This window comes from Micromonospora sp. NPDC048839, from assembly GCF_040649915.1.
Classification (GTDB): Bacteria; Actinomycetota; Actinomycetes; order Mycobacteriales; family Micromonosporaceae; genus Micromonospora.
In genome coordinates this window covers 1-25,538 of sequence record NZ_JBEZGL010000011.1, presented here as the reverse complement: position 1 = coordinate 25,538, position 25,538 = coordinate 1, and the positions used below count along the sequence as shown (strand labels likewise).

Genomic DNA, 25,538 nt, shown 5'->3' with positions numbered 1-25,538 from the left:
CTGATGATCGTAACCGTCGGACTCGTTCGCCTCCGGTGCTTGATCGGGCGAGCGGGTGGGCCTGCCGGTGCACGGCGCGTTGCCGCTCGACGTCAGGCGCGCGGGTGGGCCTGACGGTAGGCGGCACGCAACCGCTCCACCGACACGTGCGTGTAGATCTGCGTGCTCGCCAGCGACGAGTGGCCCAGCAACTCCTGGACGGCCCGCAGATCCGCACCACCCTCCAACAGGTGGGTGGCCGCCGAGTGGCGCAGACCGTGCGGGCTCGTCCGGGGCAGGCCAACGGCCTCGGCGTACGCGCCGACGATCTGACGCGCCGTCGTCGGGTTGAGCCGACCGCCCTTGGCACCCAACAGCAACGCGTCCCCGGAGCGACTGCCCACCAACGCCGGGCGGCCCCGGCGCAGCCAGTCGTCCAACGCTCGCTGCGCGGGCACCCCGTACGGCACCGCGCGCTCCCGTCCGCCCTTGCCGAGAACCCGGATCACCCGCCGGCTGTGGTCGACGTCGCCGACGTCCAATCCGCACGCCTCGCTGACCCGTACTCCGGTCGCGTAGAGCAGCTCCAGCAGCACCCGGTCCCGCAACGGCACCGCCTCCGTCGCGGTGTCCTCCGCTGCTTTCGATGGCAGCGCGGTTGCGAGCGGGGCCTGCCGGGCTGGTGCCTCGACCGACCGTGGCGCGGCCGCGAGCGGGGCCTGCTCGGCCGGTGCCCCGACCGATCGTGGCGCGGGCGTGCGCGGGGCCGGCCGGGCCGGTGCCTCGACCAGGGTGGCGGCCTGGTCGGCGCGCAGGACGGTGGGCAGCTCCCGGTGCGCCCGAGGGCTGGCCAGCGCAGCCCCCACGTCGGCGGGGAGCAGCCCGGCCCGGTGCGCCCAGGCGCTGAAGGCCCGCGCCGACGCTGCTCGCCGGGCCAGCGACGTACGGGCCGCCCCGGTGGTGCGTTGCCGCGCCAACCAGCTGCGCAGCACCGACAGGTCCAGGTCGGCGAGGTCGACGCAACCCATCCGTACGGCGTGGTCGAGCAACGAGACGAGATCGGTGACGTACGCGCGGACGGTGTGCGCCGACCGGTTACGCACCCCGGACAGGTGCGCGGCGAAGTCGTCGACGGCGTCGCGCAGCTCGGGCGGCAGCGCCTGGTGCATGGCCTGGGTGCCTCGGTCGGGTCTACTCATCGTGGCCGCGCCGGTTCGCGGACCGGTCTCCCGGCCCAGGCACCTTCACTGGCAGCTGGCACGGCACCAGCCTACGGCCGAGCGACGAGAGATAGGGTCACCTGGGCGGGGGTGGAGATCGATGAATACGACGGCCAGCACTGGCCGACTGCTGATCCCAGGAAACGCGGCGTCGACCCTGTCGGGAGGCGTCGGCGCTGGCGGGAAGCTCGGTGGCTGTTCCGGTGACTGCTGACTGGGCGCAGGTGACGCGGCTCGACCGGTCGAGCCTCGTCACCTGGCTCCGGTCATCCGAGCCCCACGACGTCCGATGGACGGGCAACGAATGGCTGGGCGTGCTGCAACTGTTCACCATGCGACTCACCCAGGAGGGCGCCGAGGTCGCGCCGGCCGAGTGGCCGGCTCACTCCACCGCCTTTGACGTGCTGCTCGATGGGACACAACGTGCCGATGGCATCGACGCCCGGGAAGCGGTCGTCCGACGGCTGCTCCTGACGGCAACCGCTCTCACCCACACCCGCCCGACCCGAGAGGTCGCGCTGCTGGACCCCCGGCACGCGATCACCGCGTTCAACGCCGTGCTGCCGGTGCGGACGGCGGAGGCAGCTCGGGTCGCGCCGCGGTGGCGTTCGTTGGCCCCCGAAGACATGCGCGGGCTGTTCCGGGCTGCCGGGTTGGTCACCGCGGCCCGCGCGCTCAAGCCGTACCTCGACGAAACCGACGCCGGTAACAGAGCCTTCGCCGCAGACCTGGCGGCCTGGGAGCGCGACGTGCTCGTCCATCTCAGGTCCGAGCCTCTTCCGTCTTGACGGTGGGTCGGGGGGCAAGGGCGTAGCCGTCGTCTCGACGGACCACCATGGACAGCTCCTCGAGCAGGGACAGTTTGCGCAACGCGGTCCGTACGTCGACACCGGCGCGGGCGGCGAGCCGGTCCACGCCCATCGCGCCGCGGCGGGGCAGCGCCTCCAGCAGTGACCGTGCATCGTCGTCGAGCGCGTCGGTGGGCCGCTGCGGTCCGCGCGCCAGCGGGGCCAGATCGGCGCCGATCCGTCCCACTTCCTCGAGCACGTGCGCCACCCCGGTGACCAGCCGAGCCTTGTCCGGGTACTCGCGCAGCAACTCGTGCGCGCCGACGGACATCGCCGAGGTCACCGGGCCAGGCACCACCATGGCGACCCGATTGGTGTAGATGGCCCGCCGGGCGGTCTGCGTCGCACCGCTGCGCGCCGACGCCTCCACCACGACGGTGCCGAGAGTGGCCCCGGCGATGACCCGGTTGCGGATCAGAAACCGGGGACGTAGCGGCTCCGCGCCCGGTGGCCACTCGCTGACCAGCAGCCCGGTGTCGGCGATCCGGTCGAAGAGCGCGGTGTTGCCCATCGGATATGGCCGGTCCACCCCACAGGCGAGCACCGCGACGGTCAGGCCGCCCGAGTTGAGGGCACCCCGGTGCGCGGCGGCGTCGATGCCGAACGCGCCACCGGAGACGACCGTCCAGTCCCGCTCGGCCAGCCCGTATCCCAGTTCGGTCGCGACGTGCTGGCCGTAGCCGGTGGCCGCCCGCGCCCCGACCACGGCCACCGAACGATCCAGCGCCTCACCCAGCGGCCAGGCCCCGCGTACCCAGAAGCAGAGCGGTGGGGCCGTCTCGCCGTCCACCCGGCGGCTGACGTCCGGCAGGCGCAGCGTGGACAGGCTGGCCACCCGTGCCGGCCACTCCTCGTCGTCGGGTGTGACCAGCCGGGCGCCGAGCCGGTCCGCCCGGTCCAGCGCCTCGGCCGCCACCGCCCGGGCGTCGCCGGCCACCGACCGGGCGGCCACCGCGGTACGCAGCCGGCCGTCCGGGCTGCCGCCGTCGAGCAGCAGGGCCAGAGTCGCCACCGGGCCGAGCCGTTCGACAAGTTGGTGGACCACGCGGGTGCCCGGCTCGGCCAGCCAGGTCAGTGCGATCCGGGCCAGCCTGCTGTCGTCATCGGCGCTCACGTCGTCTCTCCCGTCCGTAGTTGCAGTGCCTCCCGAACGTCGTTCAGGTCTGGTCGGTCCCGGCCGTCCAGGTCAGCGATGGTCCACGCCATCCGGATCACCCGGTCGAAGCCGCGGGCGGACAGCGAGCCGGAGTCGAGGCGGCCCCGCAACTCGGCGGTGACCCCGGCGGGCAGCCGCCACGGCGGTCGGCGCAGGTGTGGGCCTTCCACCTCGGCGTTGAGCCGCCGGCCGAGGCCGGCCCAGCGGGTGGCCGCCGCCTGCCGGGCCGCCGCGACCCGGGCGGCGACCGTCGCCGAGGACTCGATGCCGCCGTCGGATGCCAGCAACTCCGCCGCCCGCACCGGCATCAACTGCACCTGTACGTCGATCCGGTCGAGCAGTGGCCCGGAGAGCCGGCCCAGGTAGCGGCGGCGGACCAGCGGGCTGCACTCACAGCGGGCGTCGCCTGCTGGTTGGGCACACGGGCAAGGGTTGGCGGCCAGCACCAACTGGGTTCGGGCCGGATAGACCGTGCCGCCCCCGCTGCGGGTGAGCCGGATGCGGCCGTCTTCGAGCGGTTGGCGCAGCGCCTCCAGCGCACCCTTGCTGAACTCGGGGGCCTCGTCGAGGAACAGCACGCCGCGATGCGCCAGCGACACCGCGCCGGGTCGGGCCAGCCCCGAGCCGCCACCGACGAGCGACGGCACGCTCGCGGTGTGGTGCGGCGCCTGGAATGGTGGGCGACGCAGCAATTGACCGCCCGGCGGTAGCAGCCCGGCGACCGAATGCAGGGCGGTGACCTCCAGTGCCGCCTCGTCGTCCAACTCGGGCAGGATCGACGGCAGCCGCTCGGCGAGCATCGTCTTGCCGGCGCCTGGCGGCCCGAGCAGCGCCACGTGATGCCCGCCGGCCGCGGCGACCTCCAGTGCGCGGCGGCCGAACTGCTGCCCGGCGACGTCGACGAGATCCGGCCCGTCGACGGCCGGCGTCGAGGTGGCCTCCGGCGGCTCGATCAGCGGGGCGCCGTCCCGAACGAAGGCGACCAGCCGGTGCAGGGAGTCCACCGCTCGCACCCGTACTCCGGGGATGACCGCGGCCTCGGCGGCGTTGCCGACCGGGACGATCACCCGTGCGATGCCGGCCTGGGCCGCGGCGGCGACCATCGGGAGTACGCCGCGCACCGGCCGTACCGTGCCGTCCAACCCCAGCTCGCCGAGGATCACCACCCCCTCCAGTGGGAGCAGCGGCAGCTCACCCGAGCCGCCCAGGAGAGCCGCGGCGATGGCCAGATCGAAGGCCGAGCCGGATTTCGGAAGCGTCGCGGGCAGCAGGTTGAGGGTGATCCGCCGGTTGGGCCAGCGCTGGCCGGAGTTGACCACTGCCGCGCGGACGCGGTCGCGGGCCTCGTGCAGGGCGGTGTCCGGCAGGCCGGAGATCACCACGGCGGGCAGGCCGGCGGCCAGGTCGGCCTCCACCTCGACCAGGTGGCCGGTGACCCCGACCAGCCCGACGCAGAGCACCTTCGCGTAGCTCACGGCGCGTCACCGATCCTTCGGGTCGCGCATCTCAGAACGCGCCCTTGAGGTGGTCCACCTGTGCTGGACCGGCGTCGGGCAGCCGCACCGACAGCACGTCGAAACGCACCTCGTCGGCGGTCGTGCCGGTCTCGGACAGCCAGCGCGCGGCGAGCCCCCGCAGGCGACGGGCCTTGGCCGGCACGACCGCCTCGGCCGGGGTGCCGAAGTCGTCGCTCCGGCGGGTCTTCACCTCGCAGAAGGCGAGCACCGGCCCGTCCCACGCGATGATGTCGATCTCCCCGGCCGGGCAGCGCCAGTTTCGGGCGATGGGGCGCAGACCCGCCTCGGTCAGGTGCCGGGCGGCGCACCGCTCGCCATACGCGCCGACCGCCTGGTTCCGCTTCGTCATGGTCGGAACCGTGCCCGCCCGGGTACCACCGGGGCTACTCCGACAGTGGCCCACCTGTGGACAACGGGGTCGCTGTGGACAGTCGGACGATCATGCCCACGGTGTGCTAGCGGCGCTGATCACGATGCCGGCCCGCGTCCGCGCCACCTCGACGCGACTCCTGCCCGGCGCTCCGGGGAACCGGTGGCGGGTGGCCGACCGGGCTGAGATGGCGCGGGCGTGGCCGGTCGCATACGGTGCCTGACGTGGACGGACGACGGAGTTTTCCGGAAGATCAGGAGTCGCGCTGGTACCCCGACGAGCGGGGTCGCGGTTACGGCGAGTCGGAGTGGCGTGGCGCGGGCGAATCGCGATACCGGGACGGCGAGATCCCCGAGCAGCGTGGCGCGGAAGACGGTCGCTCCGTCGAGGACACCGGCGTCGGCCGCCGCCGCGAGCCGGACTCGGGACGCTTCGGCGCCGTCGACGCCAGCCGCCTCGGTACGCCGGAGTCGGACTCGGGTCGGCTGAGTGCGGTGGACGCACCTCGCTTCGGTGCGCCCGAGTCGGACTCGGGTCGCTTCGGCGCCCTGGACGATCAGGCCGGTCGGTTCGGGACGAGTGAGGCAGATTCGGGGCGTTTCGGTGCGGTCGACCCGTTGGGCGCCGCACGTCCGGAGGTGGACGGTTATCGGGCCACCCGCTCGCGGCGGGCGGATCGGGACCCCTCGGAGATCTCCGGTGAGCTGCCCGGTCGTCGGGCCGCCCGGGAGGCCACCGCCGCGACGCCCCCGCTGACCGGCCCCCCGCTGACCGGCCCCCCGCTGAGCGGTCCCGCGCTGACCGGTCCCGCGCCGGAGGCCGCCCGCGACAATCCGTCGGCGGCCGTCCCGCCGGGCGGTGTGTTCGCCGAGCAGGCTCGTCCCGCTCCGCTCGGTGGTTACCCGATCGTCGAGCCGACCCGGGCCGGCGACACGCCGCACCCCCTGGAGATGCCGACCGGCCCGATGCCGGGGATCGGCCCCCGGCCCGACCTGCCCGCCGCGGAGCCGCCGACCTACGCCCCGGTGGCCGACGGCGTCTACCGGACCCGACGGCCGGTGCTGGCCGTACTCTTCGCTCTGCTGGTGTTGATCTTCGAGATCCCCGCGCTGCGGGTGCTGCTGGCGGGCGTGACCGGCGATCCGGTGGACGCCGGGAACGTGGTGGTGGGTATCGCCCTGGTTGCCGGGCTGCCGATCTTCGCGACCGGGCTCTACGGGCTGCGAACCGGAGGTCTGGCGCTCGCCGACGGTGGTCGGGGTTGGCTGCGCCCACCCACTGCCTATTTGACCGTCGGCCTGGTGCTCTTCCTCGCCGCCGCACTCGCGGCCGGCTGATCCGGCGCCGGCCTCGCGCGCTGTCGGTGCGGACAACAACCAGGAAATAGTGGCCACCGGCGACGCGGAGACCACTATTTCCGTGAACCAGTGCGATCTTCCCGGCAACTCGCGCGACAGAGCCGAGCGGGCTGGGCGGCACACCCGCGCACCCCGGGGCGGCTGGACGGGTCATGGGCGTACACTTGCCAACTGGCGACCGCCTCGTGCGGTCGACCTCGCGCGCCCTCTTCACGAAATCGTCGTGGAGCGACGGCCTCCCTGGTCCCGATCTTGATCGGGTCCACCATGGGTCGGCGACCAGGCGCCAGGACGCCCGGCCACCGGCCGGGCGTGACAACCAGGGATCTTGAGGAGTACCCCAACCATGGCCGTCGTGACCATGCGCCAGCTGCTGGAGAGCGGTGTCCACTTCGGGCACCAGACCCGGCGCTGGAACCCGAAGATGAAGCGCTTCATCATGACCGAGCGCAACGGCATCTACATCATCGACCTGCGCCAGACCCTCGAGTACATCGAGAAGGCGTACGAGTTCGTGCGTGGGACCGTCGCCGAGGGTGGCAGCATCCTGTTCGTCGGCACCAAGAAGCAGGCCCAGGAAGCGATCGCCGAGCAGGCGACCCGGGTCGGCCAGCCGTACGTCAACCACCGCTGGCTCGGTGGCATGCTGACCAACTTCCAGACGGTGTACAAGCGGCTTCAGCGGATGAAGGAGCTGGAGGGCCTGGGTGACCTCAGCGGCACCGCCGCCGGTTACACCAAGAAGGAGACCCTGCAGCTCTCCCGCGAGAAGATCAAGCTGACCCGCACCCTCGGTGGTCTGCGGGACATGCAGAAGCTTCCCGCCGCGGTCTGGATCGTCGACACCAAGAAGGAGCACATCGCCGTCGACGAGGCCCGCAAGCTGGGCATCCCGGTGATCGCGGTGCTGGACACCAACTGTGACCCGGACGAGGTCGACTTCCCGATCCCGGGCAACGACGACGCGATCCGCTCGGCCGAGCTGCTGACCAAGGTCGTCGCCGCCGCCGTCGCGGATGGTCTGATCGCGCGTTCCGGCCGTCGCCGGGGCAACGACGAGAAGCCCGAGGGTGTCGCGAGCGACGAGCCGCTGACCGAGTGGGAGCGCGAGCTGCTGGAGCCGAAGAAGGCCGACGAGTCGGTCGCCCCGGCCGAGCAGCCGGCCGCTGCCGCCGCCGAGCAGCCCGCCGCCACGGCGACCGAGCAGCCCGCCGCCGCCCCGGCCGAGCAGCCGGCCGCTGCCGCCACCGAGCAGCCGGCGGCCGCTACCGCGGAGTGATCGCATCGCCGCTGCCCGTCCGTTTTCGCAGACGGCGGGCAGCGGCGGTACGCCGGGCACGATCTGCCCGGATCCGGGTAACCGGCACCTCTGACCATCCACACGCCGTCTCAACACCGAAGAGAGAGCCATGTCCCAAATCACCGCCGCGGACGTCAAGAAGCTCCGCGACCTCACCGGCGCCGGCATGATGGACAGCAAGAAGGCGCTGACCGAGGCCGAGGGCGACTTCGACAAGGCCGTCGAGATCCTGCGCGTCAAGGGCGCCAAGGACGTCGGCAAGCGCGCCGGCCGTACGGCCGCCAACGGCCTGGTCGCCCACTCCGGCAAGGCGCTGCTCGAGCTCAACTGCGAGACCGACTTCGTCGCCAAGACCGAGTCGTTCATCGCGCTGGCCCAGCAGCTCGTCGAGCACGGCGAGCGCGCCGGCGTGAACACCGCCGAGGAGCTGCTCGCCACCGAGCTCGACGGCAAGGTCGTCGCGGACCTGATCCAGGAGCAGTCCGCCAAGATCGGCGAGAAGCTGGTGCTCAACCGGTTCGCCCGGGTCGAGGGCACCACCGCCGTCTACCTGCACCGCAAGGCGCAGGACCTGCCGCCGGCCGTTGGTGTGCTGGTGTCGTACACCGGCAAGAGCGACGAGGCGGGCGACGCCGACGCCCGTGGTGTGGCCATGCAGATCGCCGCGATGCGGCCGAAGTACCTCACCCGGGACGAGGTTCCGGCCGAGGTCGTCGAGTCCGAGCGGCGCATCGCCGAGCAGACCGCCCGCGAGGAGAACAAGCCCGAGGCGGCGCTGCCGAAGATCATCGAAGGTCGGGTGAACTCCTTCTTCAAGGACTACGTCCTGATCGAGCAGGCGTCCGTCGCCGACAACAAGAAGTCGGTGAAGCAGCTGCTGGCCGAGGCCGGCATCGAGGTCACCCGCTTCGTGCGGTTCGAGGTCGGCCAGGCCTGAGCCGCCACCGGGCGCCACGTGCGCCCGTGGGCAGAAGACGTCAACGAGGAGGCCGCCGGTGTACGTGACAGGCACCGCGGCCTCCTCGTCACATAGGGTCGGCAGCGGCAGGTTCGCGGTACGCGCCGCACGGGGCGTGCGCGTGGGGAAGGGCGGGGCGGATGACGCAGGTTGTGAGTGACCGGACGCTGGAGCTGGACGATCCGACGGCGCCGCCGCCGGGGCGCGCCCGCCGAGTGGTGCTGAAGCTCTCCGGTGAGGTGTTCGGTGGCGGCGCGATCGGCGTCGACCCGGATGTCGTCCAGGCGATCGCCCGGCAGATCGCCACCGTGGTCCGCCGCGGCGTGCAGGTCTCCGTGGTGGTCGGCGGCGGCAACTTCTTCCGGGGTGCGGAGCTGCAGAAGCGTGGGATGGACCGGGCCCGCGCCGACTACATGGGCATGCTCGGCACCGTGATGAACTGCCTCGCCCTCCAGGACTTCCTGGAGAAGGAGGGCATCGAGACCCGGGTGCAGAGCGCCATCACCATGGCCCAGGTCGCCGAACCGTACATCCCGTTGCGGGCGATCCGGCACCTGGAGAAGGGCCGTGTGGTCATCTTCGGTGCGGGCGCCGGCATGCCGTACTTCTCCACCGACACGGTGGCCGCCCAGCGGGCTCTGGAGATTCGGGCCGATGTGGTGCTGATGAGCAAGAACGGCGTGGACGGCGTCTACACCGCCGACCCGCGGATCGATCCCACCGCCAGCAAGCTCGACTCGATCACCTTCTCCGAGGCGCTGCGCCGCAACCTGCGGGTCGCCGACGCGGCGGCGTTCAGCCTCTGCATGGAGAACGGCCTGCCGATGCTGGTGTTCGGCGCGCAGGGTGACGACACCATCATCCGCGCGGTGGGTGGCGACAAGATCGGCACCCTGATCACCGCCTGAGCCCCGCCGACGGCGACGGCAGCGGCGGTCCTGACGACTTTCAGCAGAGCCCACCACGAGCACAGAAGGAGGCGAGGAGACCGGTGATCGACGACACCCTCCTCGAGGCCGAGGAAAAGATGGATCGTGCGGTTGAGCACGCCAAGGAGGAGTTCGGCGCCATCCGTACCGGTCGCGCCAACGCCGCCATGTTCTCCAAGGTCATCATCGACTACTACGGCACGCCCACGCCGCTGACCCAGATGGCGTCGATCGCGGTGCCCGAGCCGCGGATGGCCATCATCAAGCCGTACGACAACTCGCAGATCAATGCGATGGAGAAGGCGATCCGCGACTCGGACCTCGGGGTGAACCCGAACAACGAGGGCAACCAGCTGCGCATCCTGCTCCCGCAGATGACCGAGGAGCGCCGCCGCGACATGATCAAGGTGGCCCGGCACAAGGGCGAGGAGGCCAAGGTGGCCATCCGTAACGTCCGCCGCCGTGGCAAGGAGGAGCTGGACCGGATCGTCAAGGACGGCGAGGCCGGCGAGGACGACGGTCGCCGCGCCGAGAAGGAACTCGACGACCTGACCCAGCGCTACGTGGCCACCATCGACGACCTGGTGAAGCACAAGGAAACCGAGCTGCTCGAGGTCTGATCCATGCTTCGAGGCCCGTTCCCGACGTCGGGAACGGGCCTCGTGTCGTATCTCAGCAGGGAATCCAGACGGTCCTGGTGCCCTCGGCGAACTCCTCGTTGGTGGTCGCGTCGCGCAGCGAGAAGTGGGCGGTGGCGCGACCGGGGTGCAGTGCCGGAGTGATCCGGGCGAAGGCCATCGCGAGCTCGACCGTGCCGCCGTCGCAGAGGATCTCGCCGGCGCCGTGGCCGCCGGTGGCCCAGAGGGTCGGCAGGCCGTCCTGCACCAGCGAGGCCGACATGAGGACGATGCCGGCCGGGCAGTGCCGGGCGGTCGCGGTGACGGCGGTGGCCGGGTACGTCACTCCCGGCTCACCGACGGGCGGTTCGAACGGGAACAGTTCGCTGGCGTGCCGATCGATGGTGATCCTGGTCGGCGCGGTGGTCGCGGCGGCTGGTGCCCCTGCTCCGAGGACGATTGCCGCAGCCGCCAGCACCGCCAGACTGATCTTGTACATGTGTGTGTGCCCTTTCCCCGTGGTCGCGTCGGCGGAGACCGGCGCGACCCCAGCGGACCACGTCCGGCGGGGCCGGCTCAGTACCTGATCGTGCAGCGCACGAGTCGGATCGATGGCTGCGGATCCGCGTACCGGATGGGTGGGTTTCGGTCCGCGACGGCCTGCCGGCCAGGGGCGACGCCGGTCGCCATGCCTCGTCCGCCGTGCCGGTCCGGCGGGTGCAGTAGGCTCGGCAGGATTCCCGGCCACCGGGCGGTGAACACCGGGGATCGACCGACCGTCGGGGCGGTCAATCGGAGGAACATCGCACGTGTAGGGGATGCTTGTGGTCTTGCGTCATGTGGTGGTTCTCGCGCCCCGTCGCGGTGCGTGATGTCCCACCCCGACCCCTACGGCAGCGAGCCTCGCGGCTGGGACCGCCCGGAGCTCCCAGTGGCACTGCCCTGGCCCGAGCAGGACCTGGACGCCGGCCAGCGGCACCGCCGACCCGCCGCCGGCCCTGAGCTGTACGCCGACCCGCGCACCCGGCCACACGCCGACCCGCACCCGACGGACCCGTACGACGAGCGTGGCCGCGCGGTCCGCCCGGACGACCGCTTCGACGACCGCGACCGGCACGACCGTTTCGACGACCGCGACCGGTACGACGACGACCGGAACCAACCCGACAGGTACGACGACCGGGGTCGCGCCGGCCGGTACGGCGATCGTCCGCCCGCCGGCCCGGGCGGCGCCCCGGCCCACCCCGGTGACCCGGAGCGGCGCGACGAGCCCGGCCGGCGCGACGAGCCTGGCCGGCGCGACGAGCCTGGCCGGCGCGACGAGCCTGGCCGGTACGACGGCCCGCAGTCGTTCGCCGGGCCGGTCCGTTACGACGACGCCGCCGGTTTCCCGACCGCGCAGCTCGCGCCCATCGGGGCCGAGGTGGCACCGGACCTGCCGCCGGCGACCGAGCCGGATCCGCCGGGTGGCCGACGGCCGAAGGGCCGACGCCGGGCCAGCGTCGACCGACCGGCCACCCAGCAGGTGGGCAACGGGCGGGCCGGCCGTAACCTGCCGGCGGCGATCGGCGTGGGGCTCGGTCTCGGCGCGCTGATCGTGGTGCCGCTGATCTTCTACCCGTTGGCGTTCCTGCCGGTGATCGCCGCCGCCGTCGCTGTCGGCAGCTGGGAGATGGCCCGGGCGGTCCGCCGCAGTGGCGCGCACCCGCCGCTGGTGCCGTTGATCGCCGGCGGGGTGCTGACCGTGGGTCTGGCCTGGTTCGCCGGTCCAGATGCGCTCAGTCTCGGACTGCTGGTCACCGTGCTCGGCACCATGATCTGGCGGCTGGGTGACGGTCCGGCCGGCTTCCAGCGGGATGTCACCGCGGCCACCCTGATCGCCGTCTACGTGCCGTTCCTCGCCGGTTTCGCGGCGCTGCTCGCGGCGGCGCCCGACGACGGTTGGATGCGGATCCTGGCCACCCTGATCGCGGTGGTCCTCTCCGACACCGGCGGTTACGCGGCCGGCGTCTCGTTCGGTCGCCACCCGATGGCGCCGTCGATCAGCCCGAAGAAGTCCTGGGAGGGTTTCGCCGGTTCGGTCACCGCCGCGGCCGTGGGCAGCGCGCTGCTGCTGTGGCTGATGTTCGACCTGGAGCCCTGGTGGGGTGCCCTGTTCGGGGTGGCCATCTCCTGCGCGGCGGTCCTCGGCGACCTGGCCGAGTCGATGATCAAGCGGGATCTCGGTGTCAAGGACATGAGCAACCTGCTGCCCGGCCACGGCGGGCTGATGGACCGACTGGACTCGATCCTGTTCGCGGTGCCGACCGCGTACCTGCTCCTGGCGATCTTCGTGCCGGTGGTGAACTGAGGTATGAATCACGGCGTCCTGGTCATCCGGCTCCGGCGGCGGCGGCCCGTTCGACACCTCCGGACCGGCACCTGCCGCCGAGGGCGTGACACACTGGACCAGCCATGACGAGCCTGCCGTTGATCCCCGCCATCTCGGACGCCCCCGCCGCGCGCCGGGCCTCCATGCCGCCGAAGCACCTCGCCGACCTGGACCTGGCCGGCCGCCAGGCGCTGGTCACCGAGCTGGGTGAGCCCGCGTTCCGCGCCAAGCAAATCTCGAATCACTACTTCGGGCGGCTGGTCCGCGACCCGCAGGCCATGACCGACCTGCCCGCGGCGACCCGGGAGCGGCTGTCCGAGCAGCTCATGCCCACCCTGCTCACCCCGGTGCGCGAGCTGGCCTGCGACGACGGCGCGACCCGTAAGGCGCTCTGGCGGCTGCACGACGGCGCTCTGGTGGAGAGCGTGCTGATGGGCTATCCAGACCGGGTGACCGTCTGCATCTCCAGCCAGGCGGGCTGCGGGATGGCCTGCCCGTTCTGCGCGACCGGCCAGGCCGGGCTGACCCGCAACCTGTCCACCGCCGAGATCGTCGACCAGGCCGTGTACATGGCCGGCGTGGCGGCCTCCGGTGCGGTGGTCGGCTCCCCGCCGCGGCTGTCGCGTGTCGTGTTCATGGGCATGGGCGAGCCGCTGGCCAACTACAACCGGGTCATCGGGGCGATCCGCCGCCTGGTCAGCCCAGCTCCGGAGGGGCTCGGCCTGTCCCAGCGGCACATCACCGTTTCCACGGTCGGCCTGGTTCCGGCCATCCGCCGACTGGCCAGCGAAGACCTCTCAGTGACCCTTGCGCTGTCGTTGCACGCGCCCGATGATGATCTGCGCGACGAACTCGTGCCGGTGAACCAGCGCTGGAAGGTAGCCGAGGTGCTGGACGCGGCGTGGGACTACGCCGCCCGAACGGGCCGTCGCGTGTCGATCGAGTACGCGATGATCAGGGACGTGAACGACCAGCCGTGGCGAGCCGACCTCCTCGGGCGGCTGCTGGCCGGCAAATTGACCCACGTGAACCTCATCCCGCTCAATCCGACGCCGGGCAGCCGCTGGGACGCGAGCCCGAAGCCGGTTGAGCGGGAGTTCGTCCGGCGGTTGCGCGATGCCGGGGTGTCCACCACCGTACGGGACACCCGAGGTCGCGAGATCGACGGCGCGTGTGGTCAACTCGCCGCCGCCGAGGACAACGACACCTTCACCGACCGCGCCGGAGAGGCACCGGCGTGACCGGGCGTAGCGAACGAGACCAGGAGACATAGTGGCGAGTCAGGGTCAGCGTTTCCGGCGCAAGGCGCTCCGCCGGGGATACAAGGTCGACGAGGTGGATGCCTTCCTCGACCGGGTCGAGGCGACGCTCGACGGCCGCCAGGTCGGCGCGCCGGTGGCCTCCCAGGAGGTCCACGACGTCGTCTTCCGGGTCCGCTTCAACGGCTACGACGAGTGGCAGGTCGACCTGCACCTGGACCGGGTCGAGCGGCAGTTGGCCGAGCTTGAGGAGCGCACCGGCGCCGGTCGCGGTGGCGACCCCCGGATGGGTGACCGGATGGGTCCACCGGACCGCATGGGGCCGCCGATGCGCGATGACCGGGGCATGGTCCCGCAGCCGATGCCGCCGCGCCCGATGCCCGCGCAGGCTGGGCCGCCCGCCGATCGCTACGGCCGCTACGACGAGCCGACCGGTGCCTTCGCCGGTGGGTACGACGCCCCCCGGGGCGGCTACGACGCGCCGCGAGGCCCGGCCGGCCCCGGTCCGATGGGCCCTGGCGGTCCGATGGGTCCCGGCGCGGCGATGGGTCCCGGCCCGATGGCGGGCCATGGTGTTCCGCCGCGCGGCCTGCCCGCCGGCCCCAGTGGTTACGGCCCCGACGACCAGCGCGCGCCCGGCGGCTACGGTCCGGACGACCAGCGCTCTCCCGGTGGCTACGGTCCGGACGACCAGCGCTCTCCCGGTGGCTACGGCCCGGACGACCAGCGCTCTCCCGGTGGCTATGGCCCGGACGATCACCGCGCGCCCGGTGGGTACGGCCAGGACGATCACCGCTCTCCCGGCGGCTACGGTCCGGACGACAAGCGTTCGCCCGGCGGCTATCCCCCGGAGGAGCCGCGCTTCGACGGCTTCGAGGCCGGGCGGCACGGGCGTACCGACATGACCGCGGAGATCCGGATGCCGGAGCGGGACCTGCGCGACATGCGCCGAGGCCCTGCCGGTCCGCCTCCGCTGGCGCAGCCGGGTATCGGTGGGCCTCCGATGGCCGGTCCGCCCGCCGTGGCCGGTCCGCCGATGGGTGGCCCGCCGATGGTTGGCCCGCCGATGGCTGGCCCGCCCGGCAGCGATCTCTACCGGGTCGACCAGATCCGCCGGAGCTTCCAGGTGCGCCGGTTCGGCAGCGGGTACGACCCGGACCAGGTGGACCGGTTCTTCGACACCCTGCTCGGCGGCATGCAGCGTCGCAACCCGATGCCTGTCGACCCGAAGGACCTGGACACGCTCCGGTTCGGCCTGGTGCCCGGTGGCTACTTCGAGGCTGAGGTCGACGCGGCGCTCAAGGACGTACAGGACATCCTCTTCGGGCGCTGACCCCGACACGTACGGACGAGGGCCCGTCCCCCGGGTGGGGGCGGGCCCTCGGCGTTGTCGTCCGGTGCGGGTCGGGTCAGGAGCGCAGACCATTGCGCCGCAGCACGATGTCGCCGATCACGATGATCAGCAGCAGCGCGGCCAGGCCGATCAGCCAGATGTCCTCGACCTTGCCCTCGTGGTTGCCGCAGATCATCGCCAGCAGCGCCAGTGCGGAGAGCACGGCGCCGATCTGCCCGGCCTTGCGGTGCCCGGGCTTGTGCTGGTCTGGCGACGTTACCGGCTCGCTTCCTGCCACTGTCGGTCCTTCCCTCGCGATCGGATCTTTGGTTAGTCTGGCACGCCTCGTACCGGCCCCGGCGCAGGGTCCGACCAGAAGATCCCCCCGCTCCTGAACGGGTGGTGCGCGGCCCCGCGCCGGCGCGGCGGTGCGGGACGGCGTCGACCGCGCCCGGACGGGCGGTGCGCCGGTCGTCTGAGCCCTTCGCGGCTGGTCGAACGGCACTACCGGCGTCGCGGGGCGGCGGTCCGACCCACTCCGGTAGCGTTTGGCGTACACCTGATTGTCTGTTTGAGGGGGACTGTGCGGTGCGAGTGACCGGAACCGGGCACGCCAGCATGCGGATCGACACGGCCGCGGGCAGCATCCTGTGCGACCCGTGGGTCAACCCGGCCTACTTCGCGTCGTGGTTCCCGTTCCCGGACAATTCCCTGCTCGACTGGGGCAGCCTGGGCCAGGTCGACTACCTGTACGTCTCCCACCTGCACCGGGACCACTTCGACGCGAAGCACCTGCGGGATTTCGTCTCGAAGGACGCGACGGTCCTGCTCCCCGAGTTCCCGACCTCGGAGATGGAGGACGAGTTCCGGGCGCTGGGCTTCACGAAGTTCCTGAGGACGCCCAACGAGCAGGTGGTGGAGCTACCCGGCGGCCTGAAGATCATGATTCAGGCGTTGACCAGCCCGACCGACGGGCCGATCGGTGACTCCTCGCTCTGGGTCGAGTACGACGGGGTGCGGCTGCTCAACCAGAACGACGCCCGCCCCACCGACCTGAGCGTCTTCGCCGAGCTGGGGCACGTGCACGCGCACCTGCTCCAGTTCTCCGGCGCGATCTGGTACCCGATGGTCTACGAGTTGCCGCAGTCGGCGAAGACCGCGTTCGGCAAGCAGAAGCGGGATCGGCAGTTCGACCGGACGTGGCGCTACATCGACGACCTGAAGGCCGACCACGTCTTCCCGATCGCCGGCCCGCCGTGCTTCCTCGACGACGCGTTGTGGCAGTTCAACGACATCCACGGCGACGAGGGCAACATCTTCCCCGACCAGTCCGTCTTCCTCTCGGAGTACGCCAAGGTCGGCGGCACCAACGGCATCGTGTTGCTGCCGGGCAGCGTCGCCGAGGTCACCGCCAAGGGCGCGAGCACCACCCACCCGGTGCCGGTCGAGGAGTTCTTCGCGAACAAGGTCGCCCACCTGGAGGAGATGCGGGAGCGTAAGCGCCCGATCATCGAGGCGGAGAAGGAGTCCTGGCGGCACCCCGAGGTGGACGTGCTGGGCGAGATGAAGCGTCGCATCGAGCCGCTGCTCGACGAGTCGATCTACCTGGCCAAGGGGGTCGGCGGTCCGGTCCGCTTCGACCTGGTGGGCTACGACGGCGCGAGCGTCGAATCCATCGTGGTGGACTTCCCCGGCAAGGAGGTCCGGCCGTACGCGGACGAGAAGGTCCGCTACCGGTTCCGGACCGAGCGGTCGCTGATCGAGCACCTGCTCTTCATCGACGAGGTGGACTGGGTCAACTCGCTCTTCCTGTCCTGCCGGTTCTCGGCGGCCCGGATCGGCCAGTACAACGAGTTCGTCTACGCGTTCTTCAAGTGCCTCTCCGAGGAGCGACTCCAGTACGCCGAGGGCTGGTACGACGAGCACGAGCGCAGCACCGACGCCGAGGACATCACGCTTGGCGACTGGGTGGTGCAGCGGCGCTGCCCGCACCTGAAGGCGGACCTGACCCGGTTCGGCATCGTCGAGGGTGACCAGCTCACCTGCCAGCTGCACGGCTGGAAGTTCGACCTGCCCAGCGGCCGCTGCCTGACGAGCGTGGGCCACAAGGTGCGAGCCCACCGCGTAGACGCGGAAACCCCGGCCCCAGCCGGCGAGGCCGCGATCTAACCCCGCCCCCCCGCACCCCGCCACACCCCGCCGCACCCCTCACCCCGTTGATCATGGAGTTATAGCCGACCGCCCCGGCGTGTCGTGACAATAACCTCATGATCAACCGCCTCGGGCGGGGCGGGGGTGGGGGGCGTTAGGGGGTTAGGTCGGACAGGATGCGGCGGGCTGCGTTGTGGCCGGCTGCGCCGATGACGCTGCCGGCTGGGTGGCAGCCGGCGCTGCCCGCGTACACGCCGTCGATGCCGGTTGCGTAGGGCATCCGGTCGGTGAACGAGACGGTGTTGTCGACGTGGTGGATGTGCCCGCCGGTGATGCCGAAGTGCGCCTCGATGCCGGGCGGCGGGAGCGGCACCGCGTCGGCGATCAGGTCACCGGTGCCGGGCGCGTACCGTTCGACGATCTCGATCAGCCGGTCGACGTAGCCGGGCAGTTCCGCGTCCCAGGTGGTGCCGGCCAGCTCGTACGGGACCGACTGGACGAACAGCGCCGACGAGTGGTGCCCGGCGGCGTCGGAGAGCGACGGGTCGACGGTGGTGTGCAGGTACCACTCGATCGTGGGCTCCGCCGGCAGCCGCCCGGCCCGCACGTCCGCCCACATGTCGCGCAGCGCGGTCATCGGCGAGGTGGCGTCCCCGCCGACCAGCGACGCGGACCCGGGCAGCAGGTGGATGGTCGAGCCGAACGGGCTCGGCGTACCGTCCGGCAGGCAGGAGAACCGCGGCAGCCCGCTGAGCGCCAGGTTGAGCTTGAGGGTGGTGCCGGGGCGGCGGACCGCCGCCATCCGTTGGCCGAGTGGCGCCGGGAGCGCGCCGTCGGGCAACAGGTCCATCAGCCGGTACGGGTCACACGCGCCGAGCACCACCCGGGCGGCGACCTGCCGACCGTCGGCCAACACCACTCCGCTGGCCGCGCCGCCGTCCAGGGTTACCGCGCGCACCGGCGTACCGGTCAGAATCGTCGCTCCGGCGGCACGTGCGGCCTCGGCGAACGTCCGGGAGACGGTGCCCATCCCACCCTCGGCGATCATCCAGGTGCCGCCGGAGCCGGGCAGTCTGCACATGTTGTGCACGAGGAAGTTGTGACCGGTGCCGGGGTCGTCCGGGCCGGCGTTGAGCCCGGACAGGCCGTCGGTGACCGCGTACATGCTGACCAGCAGCTCGGAGCGGAACTCGAACCGGGCCAGGTAGTCGGCGACCGAGCCCCGTACGAGGTCGACGAAGACCTGCCGCAGCGCTGGGCGCACGTGCCGTTCGGCGGTCTCCTCGGCGGTCAGCGGCTCCGCCAGCCAGGCCGGGGCGAGGTCTTCGCGAAGTGCCGCCAACTCGGCCTGCATGGCGTCGTCGGCGGCCACGTCGGCGGGGGAGAAGAACTCCGCGAGCTGCGCCCGGGTGGCGGCGGTGTCACTGCCGAAGAGCAGGTACGGCGAGCCGAGGCCACCCGGCGTGGGTAGGAAGTAGTGCGGGTCGCGGCGCAGCACCGGGATCCGTACGTCGAGCGTGGCGAGCAGTTCCGGGGGCATCAGCCCGAGCAGGTACGAGCCGGTGGAGTGCCGCAGCCCCGGCACCTTCGGGAACGGGGCCTCGGTGCGGGCCGCGCCGCCGATCACGTCGGTGGCCTCCAGCACCAGGACGTCCAGGCCGGCGCGGGCCAGCAGCACGGCGGAGACCAGACCGTTGTGCCCGGCGCCGACGATCACCACATCGGCGCGGGCGGGAATCTCACTGCTCATGCCGCGGCAGCCTAGTCCGCGCCGCCGTCCGGGGCACCCCTTCCGTCACCGCCCAGGAGGTGGGGGAGGTGGAGAGTGAAGGTGGAGCCCTGGTTGGGGGTGCTGGTGACACCGATCGTGCCCCGGTGGGCCTCGACGAGTTTGCGCACGATGGCGAGGCCCAGGCCGCTGCCGCCGGTCTGCCGACTCCGGGACTTGTCCGCCCGCCAGAAGCGGTCGAACACCCGGGGCAGGTCCTCGGCGCTGATACCGCTGCCGGTGTCGGTGACGGTGATGACGACCTCGGTGTCCGTCGCGTCGGCGCTGATCGTCACGCGCCCGCCCGGCGGGGTGTGTCGTACCGCGTTGCCGACCAGGTTGCCGACGGCCTGGCGCAGCCGCACCGGGTCGGCGTCCACCTGCGGGTCGGCGTCGGTCCGCAGCAGAATGGCGACGCCGGCCCGGTCCGCCTGGACCCGGTACGCCTCCGCCACCTGGGCCAGCAGGTCGGCGAGGTAGACCTGCTCGCGGTGCAGCCGCAGCGCACCGGCGTCGGCCTGGGCCAGGTCCTGCAGATCGGTGATCACATGTTGGAGCAGGGTGGCCTCCTCCAGGAGGGAGGAGAGCAACCGGCGGTCGGGGGCCGCGACGCCGTCCTCGACCGCTTCGAGCCAGCCACGGATGTTGCTCACCGGTGTCCGCATCTCGTGGGCGATGTCGCTCACCATGGCGCGGCGTAGCTGCTCCAGCCGTTCCCGCCGTTCGGCCATGTCGTTGAAGACCTCGGCCAGCCGGGCGATCTCGTCGCGGCCGGTCACCCGGACCCGGGCTGCGCCGTCGCCGTCGCGCATCCGCTGGGCCGCCCCGGTCAGGGCGTGCAGCGGGCGGGTCAGCCGGATGCCGGCGAGGACGGTGAAGCCGATCGTCACCAGCAGGACGAGACCGGCGACCGCGACGATGCGGGTCTGGTTGGCCCGGGAGAGGTCGAAGGTGGTGGAGGGGCGACCGCCTGGGTCGGTGACGAAGAGGGTCGCGGCCGGGGCGACGTACGGCAGGAGTTGCTCGCGTCGACTGGTGCCGACGCAGGCGCTGATCGCACGGTTGTGCTCCTGGTCGACGCTGGCGGCGCTCCGGGAGTCGGGTGCGCTGGCCGCCGACCGCCTCGTCCAGGTCCAGTTCAGGTCCACCTGGACGGCGGGCAGGCGCCGCCGTGCCAGGCAGGTGTTCACCAGGGCGTTGAGCTGGGCGAGCGCCCTGCCCTCGGTGGGCGTGCGTGTCGCGAGGTCCTCCCTCGGCTGGATGCACAGGCCGGTGTCGGCGAGGTCGGTGCCGGGGGTCTCGATGCGTGGTCGGCCGGTGGGGCCGTCCACGGCCGTGGCCTCGATCTGCCCCCGACCCCGCAGGCACTGCACCGCCTGGACCGCCCGGGACCGCAGCGCCGCGCGCTCCTCCGGCGGGAGCAGGTACGGCCCGGCGGTGCGCGGGTCGATGCGGCTGGTGCCGCCGTCACCGCCGCCCGGCGGGGTGGTCCCGGGCATCAGGGCGGTGTCGACGGCGAGCGCGTCGACCGTCGCGGACGACGTCGTCGGCAACGGGCCCGCGCCGGGTGCCGAGTCCGCGATCGGCGCACCGGTGTCGGTGGTCAACGCGATCCGCCGGCCGACGTCCTGCGCGAGCGGCCGAACGACCGTGTCGACCCCGTCCCAGGTCGGGTGCGTCGCCCCGTACGCGAGCAGGGTGTCGTAGATGCGCGTGTCGTCGGCGAGCGCCTGGCCCTGCTCCTGCCGGATCGCTCCGGTGGTGGTGCGCACGGCCAGCCACGCGGTCGCCGCGATCGAGCCGACGGCGATGAGGACGGCCAGCGCCAGCAGCCGGAGCAGCAGACTGCGGCGCAGCGGCACCTCACGCGACACGGGACGACTCTTCGACCAACTTGTATCCGACGCCGTACACGGTCACCAGCCGGGCCGGCTTGCGCGGGTTCGGCTCGATCTTCCGGCGGAGGTTCATGACGTGCATGTCGACGGTCCGGCTGGTGATGTACCTGTCGAACCCGTGCAGGTGACCCAGGAGCTGATCACGGGTGAACGCCCGGGCGGGCTGGGCGGCCATCGCCTGGAGCAGCTGGAACTCGCCAGGTGTGCAGTCGACGAGGCGTCCGTCGCTGCGTACCTCGTGGCGCACCGGGTCGACGTGCACGGCGCCGACCCGCAGCACCGGGTCCGCCTGCCGCTGCGTCCGTTGGCCCCGACGTAACAGGCTGCGGGCCCGGGCGACCAGCTCACGTGGGCTGTACGGCTTCGTCATGTAGTCGTCGGCGCCCAGGTCGAGGCCGAGCAGCAGGTCGTCCTCGGTCGACCGGGCGGTCAGCATGAGCACCGGCAGGTCGGACTCCTGGCGCAGGATGCGACAGACGTCCAGGCCGTCGACCTTCGGCATCATCACGTCGAGGACCAGCAGGGCCGGCGGCCGTTGCCGGATCTGCTCCAGCGCGGCCCGCCCGTCGGCCACCACGAGCACCTCGTGTCCCTCGCGTTCCAGATACCGGCGCGCCAACTCGGCCTGCTTCTGGTCGTCCTCGGCTACCAGCACGTACGCACACACGGCAGCGACTGTACGTGGCCCCGGCCGGTCCGGCGGTGCCGCTGAGCTGGGACTACCGGATGACGACCGGTTCCTGACAGGTCTCTGACAGATCGGCGTGAAGCTCCACGCCATGACCAACCCAACCCATCGGCTCGCGGCCGGGCTCGCCGCGATCACAGTCCTCGCCGTCGCCCTCACCGGCTGCGGCGGCGGAGCGTCAAGCGCCGACAAGGGCACCGCCAGCGGTGACGTCGCCTCGCTCACCACCCCGTCGGCCTCGGCCAGCGCGACCCCCGCCGGGGGCGCCGCCAACGGTCGGCCGCAGCTGCGCCTGGACATGACCGACGAGGAGGAGGAGCAGCTCTGGGGGACGTACAACATCTGCCTGCACGACAACGGCGTGAAGCTGAACGACGGCCGGTCACAGCCCGGCCCGGTGGGGGACGGCACGGGCCTGTCCCTCGACCAGAGTGGGGAGCCGAAGGCGGCGTACGTGGCGTGCGCCAACAAGCTGCCGCTCCAGCCGCCGGAGCTGGACCCGGAGAAGAATCCGAACTACGTGAGCCAGTGGAACGACTACGTCCAGTGCCTGCGCGGGCGCGGCCTGAAGATCCACTCACTGCCGGACGGCTCCGGCTGGACCTACGACGACGGGGTCGCCGACCCGACGGGCGGTCTTGACGGTCCCGCGATGGACAAGGCCGAGCGGGAATGCACGATGGAGATCTTCGGTGCCAAGAAGTAGCCCGAGCGACGGTCCCGGCCGGCGCACCACCCGGCGTACCGCGATCGTGGTGGCGACGGTGACCCTGGTGACCGCCGTCGGCGCCGGCGTCGGGGTGCTGGCGCTGCGGCGGCACGCCGACGACGACGTGGCGAGCGCCCCGCCGTCGGTGACCACGACGACGGTGACCCGGGCCGACCTGTCCGACACCCGTTCGCTCAACGGCACGCTCGGCTACGGTCCGGAGCGGCCGGTGAAGGGTGCCGGGGAGGGCGTCGTCACCCGGCTGCCGAAGGTGGGCGACGCGGTGGCCCGGGGCAAGCCGCTCTACTGGGTCAACGACCGACCGGTGCCGGTGCTGTTCGGCGGGACTCCGCTCTTTCGCACCCTCGACAAGCCTGGACTGGTGGGCAGCGACGTACGGATCGTGTCGGACAACCTGAGGGCGCTGGGCTACCAGACCGGCTCGCAGCCGTCCCGGAGCGCCGACGGCACGAGGATCGGCACGGGGCAGGCCCTGCTCACCGCGAGCCTCGTCGCCGCGATCAAGAAGTGGCAGCAGGCCCTCGGCCTGGAGCCCTCCGGCACGATCGGGGCCGGGCAGGTCGCGGTGCTGACCGGGCCGGCCCGGGTCAGCGCGGTGCGGGCGCTGCCCGGTGACCCGGTCGACGGTGAGCTGCTGGCCGTCACCGAGAAGGTCAAGCTGGTCACCGTACCGGTCGGGGCCACCGAGGTCGGCACCATCACGGTCGGCGCCGCCGTGGTCGTCGCCCTGCCGGACAGCTCGGAGATCCCGGCCAAGGTCGCCTCGATCTCGCAGACGGTCCGCGGCGGTGGCCCGGACGGCGGCACGGGGCAGGGCAGCCCGCCGACGGTGGACGTCCTCGTCGCTCCGACCCGGGCTGCGGACGTGGCCAAGCTGGACGCCGCCGCGGTGCAGGTCCGGTTCACCACCGCCGTCCACAAGGGGGTGCTCGCGGTGCCGGTCGGCGCGCTGGTGGCACTCCGCGAGGGCGGGCACGCGCTGCAACTGCCCGACGGTGGGCTGGTGGCCGTGGAGACCGGGATGTTCGCCCGGGGTCTGGTCGAGATCAGCGGCACCGGTGTGACCGAGGGCCTCGACGTGGTGACGGCATCGTGATCGCCATCGCCGAGCCGGTGCTGAACGTCGAGGGAGTCAGTAGGACGTACCCCGGCGGGGTGACCGCGCTGGATGACGTCTCCCTGACCGTGCGCGCTGGCGAGATGCTCGCCATCGTCGGGCCGTCCGGGTCCGGCAAGTCCACGCTGCTGAACATCATGGGCACCCTCGACCTGCCGACACGTGGCCGCGTACGCGTGGCCGGGCAGGAGGTCACCGCCCTGTCCGACCGTCGGCTCTCCGCGCTGCGGGGTCGCTGGCTCGGTTTCGTCTTCCAGCAGTTCCATCTCACCGACGGGTTGGACGCCGCCGAGAACGTCGCCACCGGCCTGCTCTACGCCGGGGTGCCCCGCCGTCGCCGCCGCCGTACCGCGATCGAGGCGCTGGCCCGGGTCGGCCTGGCGCACCGGGTCGGCCACCTGCCCAACCAGCTCTCCGGCGGGGAGCGGCAGCGGGTGGCGATCGCTCGGGCACTCGTCAACGAGCCCGCGCTGGTGCTGGCCGACGAGCCCACCGGCGCCCTCGACACGGTCAACGGGGAGGCGGTGCTGACCCTGCTCACGAACCTCAACGCGGAGGGCACCACCATCGCCGTGATCACCCACGACCGTGATCTCGCCGCCCGTACGCCTCGGCAGGTGGAGATCCGCGACGGCCGGGTCGTCTCCGACACCGGTGCCGGGGGCCGGGCATGAGCGCCGCCCCGGGCGCTGGCCGGCCGACCCGACTCGCCCCCGCCGACGTACTCCGGCTCGGCCTGCTCGGGATCACCACCCGCCGGATGCGGGCGGTCCTCTCCGCCCTGGGCATCTCCATCGGCATCGCCACGCTTGTCGTCGTCGTGGGCATCCCGGCGTCCAGCCAACGTGACCTGATGAACCAGCTCTCCGCCCTCGGCACCAACCTGCTGCGCGCCGAGCCGGTACCGGACCAGAATCCGCAGGTGCAGCTGCCTGCGGACGCCGCCGCCATGGCGAAGCGGATCGGCCCGGTCCTGGCCGCGAGCGCTGTCGCGAACACCCACACGGTGGTACGCCGCAACGACCTGGTGGACAGGTACGACACCGCCGGGCTCACCGTGCTCGCGTCCCGGCCCGGCCTGTTGGAGACGGTCAACGGCCGGGTCCGCAGCGGCCGGTCCCTCGACGTGGGCACGGCTGGGCTTCCGACCGCCGTCCTCGGGTACGTCGCGGCGAGCCGGCTCGGGTTCGACACGGTGGATCCGGGGCAGCCGCCCCAGGTGTTCATCGGCGAGCGGTGGTTCACCGTGATCGGCATCCTGGACCCGCTGCCGCTCTCCCCGGATCTCGACCGCTCGGTGCTTGTCGGTTGGGAGGCCGCCACGGCCATGCTCGGCTTCGACGGTCATCCCACTGTCGTCTACCTGCGGGCTCGGGAGGACGCCCTGGAGGACGTCCGCGCGGTGCTGCCGGCCACCCTCAACCCGCAGCTTCCCGGGCTGGTGCAGGTCAGCCGCCCCTCCGACGCGCTCGCCGCCAAGCGGGCCACCGAGAACAGCTTCTCCGCGCTGTTCCTCGGCCTGGCGGCGGTCGCCCTGCTGGTCGGCGGGATCGGGGTGGCCAACACGATGGTCATCTCGGTGCTTGAGCGCCGTCGGGAGATCGGCCTGCGGCGGGCGCTCGGCGCGAACCGTGGCCAGATCCGGGTGCAGTTCCTCACCGAGTCGGTGCTGCTCAGCGTGCTCGGCGGTACGGCGGGGGCGGCCCTCGGAGTGCTCGCCACGGTCGGCTACGCCAGCTATCAGGGCTGGCCGCCGACGATCCCGCTGACGGCGGTGGCCGGAGGAATCGCCGGCGCCCTCCTGGTCGGTGTGGCAGCCGGTGTCTACCCGTCCATCCGAGCCGTCCGACTAACCCCCACCGAAGCCCTATCCACCCCCTAACTCGAAAATCGAACCGTGCGTAGACACGCGGCAGCATCCCGCGTCGCGAAGCGGCGTGGGATGGGTCGTGGTGTGGCGGTGGTTAGGCG

23 protein-coding genes are annotated in these 25,538 nt (G+C 72.2%); 14 read left to right on the top strand and 9 right to left on the bottom strand.

All coding sequences use genetic code 11. From position 1 onward, the window contains the following. Window positions 1-92: 92 nt before the first annotated feature. Window positions 93-1,178, bottom strand: coding sequence for a tyrosine-type recombinase/integrase (locus AB0C25_RS21255; RefSeq protein WP_357375633.1), 1,086 nt, complete (start codon window positions 1,176-1,178; stop codon window positions 93-95). A gap of 224 nt (window positions 1,179-1,402) precedes the next feature. Between AB0C25_RS21255 and AB0C25_RS21250 the strand changes: the two genes are divergently transcribed. After that, window positions 1,403-1,987, top strand: a complete 585-nt coding sequence (locus tag AB0C25_RS21250) for a hypothetical protein (RefSeq protein ID WP_357375631.1) — start codon at window positions 1,403-1,405, stop codon at window positions 1,985-1,987. Here AB0C25_RS21250 and dprA read toward each other — a convergent pair. The 3 genes from dprA to AB0C25_RS21235 are packed head-to-tail and all read right to left on the bottom strand — an operon-like array spanning window position 1,962 to window position 5,069. Beyond that, entirely contained in the window at window positions 1,962-3,161 is a 1,200-nt protein-coding gene (gene dprA, locus AB0C25_RS21245; RefSeq protein ID WP_357375629.1) for a DNA-processing protein DprA, read from the bottom strand. The genes AB0C25_RS21250 and dprA overlap by 26 nt on opposite strands. Next, a complete protein-coding gene (locus tag AB0C25_RS21240) occupies window positions 3,158-4,678 on the bottom strand; it encodes a YifB family Mg chelatase-like AAA ATPase (protein WP_357375627.1) in 1,521 nt (506 codons plus the stop codon). The genes dprA and AB0C25_RS21240 overlap by 4 nt, the downstream gene beginning before the upstream one ends. A gap of 31 nt (window positions 4,679-4,709) precedes the next feature. Then, window positions 4,710-5,069 carry a YraN family protein gene (locus AB0C25_RS21235; RefSeq protein ID WP_357375625.1) on the bottom strand — a complete coding sequence of 120 codons (360 nt, stop codon included), beginning with the start codon at window positions 5,067-5,069 and terminating at the stop codon, window positions 4,710-4,712. A 245-nt stretch (window positions 5,070-5,314) separates the two neighbouring features. Between AB0C25_RS21235 and AB0C25_RS21230 the strand changes: the two genes are divergently transcribed. From AB0C25_RS21230 to frr, 5 genes are all read left to right on the top strand, one after another. Next, window positions 5,315-6,427 (top strand): hypothetical protein, encoded by a 1,113-nt coding sequence (locus AB0C25_RS21230; protein WP_357375623.1) that lies wholly within the window; start codon window positions 5,315-5,317, stop codon window positions 6,425-6,427. Window positions 6,428-6,794: 367 nt separating this feature from the next. Next, entirely contained in the window at window positions 6,795-7,727 is a 933-nt protein-coding gene (gene rpsB / locus AB0C25_RS21225; protein ID WP_357375621.1) for a 30S ribosomal protein S2, read from the top strand. Window positions 7,728-7,857: 130 nt separating this feature from the next. Next, window positions 7,858-8,685 (top strand): translation elongation factor Ts, encoded by an 828-nt coding sequence (tsf, locus tag AB0C25_RS21220; RefSeq protein WP_357250343.1) that lies wholly within the window; start codon window positions 7,858-7,860, stop codon window positions 8,683-8,685. 161 nt (window positions 8,686-8,846) lie between these two features. Further along, window positions 8,847-9,614 carry a UMP kinase gene (gene pyrH / locus AB0C25_RS21215; protein ID WP_030487501.1) on the top strand — a complete coding sequence of 256 codons (768 nt, stop codon included), beginning with the start codon at window positions 8,847-8,849 and terminating at the stop codon, window positions 9,612-9,614. An 83-nt stretch (window positions 9,615-9,697) separates the two neighbouring features. Further along, complete coding sequence (gene frr / locus AB0C25_RS21210) at window positions 9,698-10,255, top strand: ribosome recycling factor (protein ID WP_357375619.1); 558 nt, start codon at window positions 9,698-9,700, stop codon at window positions 10,253-10,255. Between the two features lie 52 nt (window positions 10,256-10,307). On the opposite strand, the gene AB0C25_RS21205 is transcribed toward frr, so the two are convergent. After that, window positions 10,308-10,751, bottom strand: a complete 444-nt coding sequence (locus tag AB0C25_RS21205) for a hypothetical protein (RefSeq protein WP_357375617.1) — start codon at window positions 10,749-10,751, stop codon at window positions 10,308-10,310. Window positions 10,752-11,123: 372 nt separating this feature from the next. Between AB0C25_RS21205 and AB0C25_RS21200 the strand changes: the two genes are divergently transcribed. The 3 genes from AB0C25_RS21200 (at window position 11,124) to AB0C25_RS21190 (ending at window position 15,215) form a co-directional block, all read left to right on the top strand. Beyond that, window positions 11,124-12,602, top strand: a complete 1,479-nt coding sequence (locus AB0C25_RS21200; RefSeq protein ID WP_357375615.1) for a phosphatidate cytidylyltransferase — start codon at window positions 11,124-11,126, stop codon at window positions 12,600-12,602. Between the two features lie 104 nt (window positions 12,603-12,706). Beyond that, the gene (gene rlmN, locus AB0C25_RS21195; protein WP_357250332.1) at window positions 12,707-13,864 is read left to right on the top strand and encodes a 23S rRNA (adenine(2503)-C(2))-methyltransferase RlmN; all 1,158 of its coding nucleotides are present in this window, start codon (window positions 12,707-12,709) and stop codon (window positions 13,862-13,864) included. A 31-nt stretch (window positions 13,865-13,895) separates the two neighbouring features. Continuing rightward, window positions 13,896-15,215: a DivIVA domain-containing protein gene (locus AB0C25_RS21190; RefSeq protein WP_357375613.1), complete on the top strand. Its 1,320-nt coding sequence runs from the start codon at window positions 13,896-13,898 to the stop codon at window positions 15,213-15,215. A 76-nt stretch (window positions 15,216-15,291) separates the two neighbouring features. Here AB0C25_RS21190 and AB0C25_RS21185 read toward each other — a convergent pair whose 3' ends face one another. Beyond that, window positions 15,292-15,513: a DUF2631 domain-containing protein gene (locus AB0C25_RS21185; RefSeq protein WP_124776315.1), complete on the bottom strand. Its 222-nt coding sequence runs from the start codon at window positions 15,511-15,513 to the stop codon at window positions 15,292-15,294. 290 nt (window positions 15,514-15,803) lie between these two features. On the opposite strand from AB0C25_RS21185, the gene AB0C25_RS21180 reads away from it, so the two are divergent. Further along, a complete protein-coding gene (locus AB0C25_RS21180; protein ID WP_357375610.1) occupies window positions 15,804-17,384 on the top strand; it encodes a Rieske 2Fe-2S domain-containing protein in 1,581 nt (526 codons plus the stop codon). A gap of 136 nt (window positions 17,385-17,520) precedes the next feature. On the opposite strand, the gene AB0C25_RS21175 is transcribed toward AB0C25_RS21180, so the two are convergent. The 3 genes from AB0C25_RS21175 to AB0C25_RS21165 are packed head-to-tail and all read right to left on the bottom strand — an operon-like array spanning window position 17,521 to window position 21,699. Beyond that, on the bottom strand, window positions 17,521-19,116 hold the full coding sequence (locus AB0C25_RS21175; protein ID WP_357375608.1) for an NAD(P)/FAD-dependent oxidoreductase: 1,596 nt from the start codon (window positions 19,114-19,116) through the stop codon (window positions 17,521-17,523). Window positions 19,117-19,127: 11 nt separating this feature from the next. Beyond that, window positions 19,128-21,008, bottom strand: a complete 1,881-nt coding sequence (locus AB0C25_RS21170; RefSeq protein ID WP_357375606.1) for a HAMP domain-containing sensor histidine kinase — start codon at window positions 21,006-21,008, stop codon at window positions 19,128-19,130. Continuing rightward, window positions 20,998-21,699, bottom strand: a complete 702-nt coding sequence (locus AB0C25_RS21165) for a response regulator transcription factor (protein ID WP_357375604.1) — start codon at window positions 21,697-21,699, stop codon at window positions 20,998-21,000. Before AB0C25_RS21165 ends, AB0C25_RS21170 begins: the two co-directional genes overlap by 11 nt. Window positions 21,700-21,811: 112 nt before the next feature. Here AB0C25_RS21165 and AB0C25_RS21160 point away from each other — a divergent pair, with 112 nt between their 5' ends. From AB0C25_RS21160 to AB0C25_RS21145, 4 genes are read left to right on the top strand one after another with little or no spacing between them, the layout of a single operon-like run. Next, entirely contained in the window at window positions 21,812-22,426 is a 615-nt protein-coding gene (locus AB0C25_RS21160; protein ID WP_357375602.1) for a hypothetical protein, read from the top strand. Beyond that, complete coding sequence (locus AB0C25_RS21155) at window positions 22,413-23,546, top strand: peptidoglycan-binding domain-containing protein (RefSeq protein ID WP_357375600.1); 1,134 nt, start codon at window positions 22,413-22,415, stop codon at window positions 23,544-23,546. The genes AB0C25_RS21160 and AB0C25_RS21155 overlap by 14 nt, the downstream gene beginning before the upstream one ends. A 5-nt stretch (window positions 23,547-23,551) precedes the next feature. Continuing rightward, window positions 23,552-24,241 (top strand): ABC transporter ATP-binding protein, encoded by a 690-nt coding sequence (locus AB0C25_RS21150; protein WP_357376005.1) that lies wholly within the window; start codon window positions 23,552-23,554, stop codon window positions 24,239-24,241. After that, window positions 24,238-25,449, top strand: coding sequence for an ABC transporter permease (locus AB0C25_RS21145; protein ID WP_357375598.1), 1,212 nt, complete (start codon window positions 24,238-24,240; stop codon window positions 25,447-25,449). Before AB0C25_RS21150 ends, AB0C25_RS21145 begins: the two co-directional genes overlap by 4 nt. The last annotated feature ends 89 nt before the right edge of the window (window positions 25,450-25,538 follow it).

Coding starts and splice junctions, on each gene's coding strand:
- AB0C25_RS21255 (WP_357375633.1), bottom strand. CDS start 1,178: ATGAGTAGACCCGACCGAGGCACCCAGGCCATGCACCAGGCGCTGCCG.
- AB0C25_RS21235 (WP_357375625.1), bottom strand. CDS start 5,069: ATGACGAAGCGGAACCAGGCGGTCGGCGCGTATGGCGAGCGGTGCGCC.
- rpsB (WP_357375621.1), top strand. CDS start 6,795: ATGGCCGTCGTGACCATGCGCCAGCTGCTGGAGAGCGGTGTCCACTTC.
- tsf (WP_357250343.1), top strand. CDS start 7,858: ATGTCCCAAATCACCGCCGCGGACGTCAAGAAGCTCCGCGACCTCACC.
- pyrH (WP_030487501.1), top strand. CDS start 8,847: ATGACGCAGGTTGTGAGTGACCGGACGCTGGAGCTGGACGATCCGACG.
- AB0C25_RS21205 (WP_357375617.1), bottom strand. CDS start 10,751: ATGTACAAGATCAGTCTGGCGGTGCTGGCGGCTGCGGCAATCGTCCTC.
- AB0C25_RS21200 (WP_357375615.1), top strand. CDS start 11,124: ATGTCCCACCCCGACCCCTACGGCAGCGAGCCTCGCGGCTGGGACCGC.
- rlmN (WP_357250332.1), top strand. CDS start 12,707: ATGACGAGCCTGCCGTTGATCCCCGCCATCTCGGACGCCCCCGCCGCG.
- AB0C25_RS21175 (WP_357375608.1), bottom strand. CDS start 19,116: ATGAGCAGTGAGATTCCCGCCCGCGCCGATGTGGTGATCGTCGGCGCC.
- AB0C25_RS21160 (WP_357375602.1), top strand. CDS start 21,812: ATGACCAACCCAACCCATCGGCTCGCGGCCGGGCTCGCCGCGATCACA.
- AB0C25_RS21145 (WP_357375598.1), top strand. CDS start 24,238: ATGAGCGCCGCCCCGGGCGCTGGCCGGCCGACCCGACTCGCCCCCGCC.